Below are 3,810 nucleotides of genomic sequence, written 5' to 3'. Positions count from 1 at the left end.
CCCTCGACGCCCTGGACGAGCGGCAGCAGCGCGAACACGATCGGCACCGCCCCGCGCAGCCCCGACCAGGACACGAACACCTGCTCACGCCACGGCACCCCGAACGGCAGCGCGGCTGCGGCCACCGACAGCGGTCGCGCGAGCAGCACCAGGACGGCGCCCGCGACCAGCGCGGGCACCACGGCGTCGACCAGGCGCGCGGGCGACGCGTACAGCCCGAGCAGCACGAACAGCCCGATCTGCGCGACCCACCCGAGCCCCTCGGCGAACGAGAGCGTGTCGGACCGGTGCGGCAGCCGCGAGTTCCCGAGCACCACCGCGCCCGTGTACACCGCCAGGAACCCGGACGCGTGCGCGAAGTCGCCCACCGTGTAGGCGAGCAGGCACACCGCGACGGTCGCCAGCGGGTACAGGCCGGTGGCGGGCAGCGCGGCCCTGCGCAGCCCGAGCGCGCCGAGCCAGCCGAGCCCGATCCCGATGGCCGCGCCCGCGAGCAGCTCGTAGACCATCAGCAGCGGCGCGGTCCAGGTGATCGCGTCGGTGGACGCCAGCAGCACCACGGCGATGTACACCGGCGCGTCGTTGATGCCGGACTCCAGCTCCAGCGCGCCGATCAACCGCTTGCCGACCCCGACCCCGCGCAGCACGCTGAACACCGCCGCCGCGTCGGTCGACGACAGCACCGCGCCCCACAGCAGGGCGGTGCGCCAGTCGAGCCCGAGCAGGTGGTGCAGCGCGACCCCAGTGACCCCGATCGAGATGCCCACGGACACCGTCGACAGCCCGATCCCCAGTCCCAGCGCGGGTTTCACCGCGTTCCACCGGGTGGTCAGACCGCCTTCCACGAGGATCAGGACCAGGGCGATGGTGCCCAGCGAGCGGGTCAGGTCGGCGTCGGAGAACTGGATGCCGAGCACCGACTCGCCCAGCAGCACCCCGATTCCCAGGTACAGCAGCAGTGAGGGCAGTCCCAGCCTGGTGGAGACCCTGACCGCGACCACCGCGGCCATGAGAACCGCTGCACCGATACCGAGGATGACGCTGACGTCGCCCACTCAACCTCCCGGTTGTCCTTCACGACGGGGTTCCATTCTCCCCCCACGCCGCTGACGTGGGTCATCGCGCCCGCGAACCCCGGCACCGGAACCCCAGCACCGGAACCCCGAAGGCCACCCGGCAAGCGCATTCCCCGCACGGCCGGACGACCGCGCGGAAGACCACCCGGAGCACCCCCGGAGTGCTGCGCTGAGCGCGCTCCGGGCACAGCACCGGGAGCACCGCTCGGGCACCCACCACCGGGCACCCACCACCGGGCGCTCGCAGGGAACGCCGCTCAGGCATACCAGCAGGCACCCTGCCGAGGCGACCGCTCGGGCACACCACCAGACACCCTGCCGAGAGCACCACCAGGCACCCTGCCAAGAGCACCGCTCGGGCACGTCGCCAGGCACCCCGCCGAGAGCACCACCGGATACCCGTCGGGGCACTTTTCAGACGCCCCACTGAGCACCCCGCCAGACACCCGCCAGGCACCCCGCCGGGAGCACCGTCCCCAGAGGACCGACGCCCGCTCCGAACGCGACCGGGAGCGCCCCGCACGTTCGACGTCCGCACGAAGAGCGCCCGACCCGCGTCACGCGCGGGAGCTCAAGCGCAAGACCCACGACCCGAGGGAAGACCACCGCCGGACGACCGCGAGGAGGGCACCACGAGGAGACCACCGCCTCCGGCAGTCCCTGACAAACCCACGATCAGCTTTCCACCCGCAGCGCGATGCCGTCCAGCACCCGCGCGAGACCAAAATCGAACCACTCGTTCAGGTCACGCTCACCGGGCGCCGCCCCGGCGGCCAGCTCGCGCACCCACGGGTAGTCCACGGCCTCCGCCCACTTCCCCCTGGCGCCCCACCACTGCGGCCCGCTGACCCCGGTGTCGCGGGCCTGCTCGCTCTCGCTGACCAGCAGCAGCGCCATCCCCTGCACGTACCCGCTGACCAGCAGGAACACCGACAGCCCGGTCGCGGGGTCAACCCCGTGCCCGGCGAGCGCCCCGAGGTAGCGGTCGACCACCGCGATCAGCTGCGGCCCGAGCGGCGGCCTGCTGGTGCCCAAAGCCCCCAACGCCCACGGGTGCTCCCGGTACAACGACCACTCCCCGCGGGCCTCCCGCTCCAGCACCTCCCGCCAGCCGAGCCCCTCGCCCGAACCGCCAGCGCCACCACCGGCCCGGCCCCGCGAGGGTCCGTGCGCCTCGACGAGCACCGCGTCGACCATGGCCGAGATCAGGTCCGCCCGCCCCGAGACGTGCCGGTACAGCGACATGGTCGCCACCCCGGCACGCGCGGCGAGCGCCCGCATCGACACCGCGCCCAGCCCCTCGGCGTCGGCCAGCTCGATCGCCGCCCGCACGACACCCGCCCGGTCCCACGACGGCCCACCACCCCGCCGCCGCGCACCCGGTCCACCACTCGCACCACGCCCCCGCGCGCCGGCATCCGCCGCACCCCGCGCCGCACCGGTCGACCCCACCCCGACGCCCGCGCCACCCCGAGCAGCCCCCACGTCCCAGGCGTCACCCCCGAGCCCCGCCCCGCGCCGAGCCGCACCACGCCCGCGCGGGTCGTCCCCGGCGTCCCGCCGCGCCCGGTACGCCCGCGCCTGGCAGGCCCGCCCGCAGTACCGCCGAGGCCGCCCCCGAGCCGCCCGCTCCACCGGAGCCCCGCACTGCGCGCACCCCACCGCGCCCCCTTTTCATCACACGAACACTGCGTGACGCAAACGTTGAAGCACCAGCGCAGCCGAGGAAATCATCGAACTACAGCGTACGAGCGAAGGAGCGGAAGATGCAGGTGCGCAAGGCAGCACACGACGAGTTCGACGCCGTGGTGGACCTGGTCCAGCGCGCGGCGGCCGACGAGGTCGTCACGGCGTGGGTGCTGGACTCGGCGGAGGTCAGGAACGCGGACCAACCCCTCACGGACAAGATCATCCGCACGCTGGTGGAGGAGCAGCTCGGCAGGTGCGACGCGCTCGTCGCCGAGGACGAGCGCGGTCTCGCGGGGTACGCGCTGTGGGCCGAGACCAGCGGTGAGACCCCGAAGCCGGACGGGATGCCGCCGAGGGCCGAGGCGCTGTTCACCCTGATGGCGGCCGTGCACCCGACCTACCCGCACCTCTACCTGGCCACCACCGCGGTCCTGCCCGAGCGCAGGGGCCAGGGCGTCGGCGGCCTCCTGCTGGCCCACCGGCTCGCCGACACCGGCGGCCTGCCCTGCTACCTGGAGGCGAGCACCACCCGCTCGGCGGCCCTGTACGCCCGGCACGGCTTCACCCGCGCCGGCGACCCGATCGCACTGCCCGAGAACGGCCCGACCATGTTCCCGATGCTGCGACCGGCAGCGGGCTGAACCACCCCGCCCGAACCGCAGAACCCGAGCCGAAAAGCCAGAGCGACCAGGCCCGAACCGCCCGACCTACCCCCCGAGCAGCTCCGCCAGCACCCCGTCCGCCCCGTCGGGCGCGGGGTCGATGACCACGACCTTGTCGCGCCCCCGCTCCCCCGACACGATCTCCACGTCCTGCCTGCGCACCCCGAACGCCTTGGCCAGCGCCCTGCGCACCGCCTCGTTGGCCTTCCCCTCGACCGCGGGCGCGGCCACCGACACCACGAGGGCGCGCTCGTCCCAGCGCCCGCCCACGGCGTCGCGCTTCGACCCCGGCTTCACCCGCACCGCGAACTTCAGCATCACACCCCCCACCGACAAGAACGCCCCCGGAAGCAGACCGGTCCCGGCACACCACCCGAACGAGC

General features: G+C 74.0%; 4 protein-coding genes. 1 reads left to right on the top strand and 3 read right to left on the bottom strand.

All coding sequences use genetic code 11. The annotated features are described in order from the left end of the window. Both ACTUAL_RS07980 and ACTUAL_RS07975 read right to left on the bottom strand, forming a co-directional pair. On the bottom strand, positions 1 to 1,010 hold a 1,010-nt coding region (locus tag ACTUAL_RS07980), incomplete at its 3' end, for a potassium/proton antiporter (protein WP_440899796.1). A 741-nt stretch (positions 1,011 to 1,751) separates the two neighbouring features. After that, positions 1,752 to 2,408, bottom strand: a complete 657-nt coding sequence (locus tag ACTUAL_RS07975; RefSeq protein WP_096496451.1) for a TetR/AcrR family transcriptional regulator — start codon at positions 2,406 to 2,408, stop codon at positions 1,752 to 1,754. Between the two features lie 434 nt (positions 2,409 to 2,842). On the opposite strand from ACTUAL_RS07975, the gene ACTUAL_RS07970 reads away from it, so the two are divergent. Continuing rightward, positions 2,843 to 3,406, top strand: a complete 564-nt coding sequence (locus ACTUAL_RS07970; protein WP_440899795.1) for an N-acetyltransferase family protein — start codon at positions 2,843 to 2,845, stop codon at positions 3,404 to 3,406. 66 nt (positions 3,407 to 3,472) lie between these two features. On the opposite strand, the gene ACTUAL_RS07965 is transcribed toward ACTUAL_RS07970, so the two are convergent. Beyond that, positions 3,473 to 3,745, bottom strand: a complete 273-nt coding sequence (locus ACTUAL_RS07965) for a DUF167 domain-containing protein (RefSeq protein WP_015804450.1) — start codon at positions 3,743 to 3,745, stop codon at positions 3,473 to 3,475. Positions 3,746 to 3,810 lie beyond the last annotated feature (65 nt).

Source organism: Actinosynnema sp., from assembly GCF_052038725.1.
Note: the sequence above shows the minus strand (reverse complement) of the source record. Positions and strands in the feature narration are given on the sequence as shown.

Excerpts from the sequence above, each read along its gene's own strand:
- ACTUAL_RS07965 (WP_015804450.1), bottom strand. The coding sequence starts at position 3,745 with ATGCTGAAGTTCGCGGTGCGGGTGAAGCCGGGGTCGAAGCGCGACGCC.
- ACTUAL_RS07970 (WP_440899795.1), top strand. The coding sequence starts at position 2,843 with ATGCAGGTGCGCAAGGCAGCACACGACGAGTTCGACGCCGTGGTGGAC.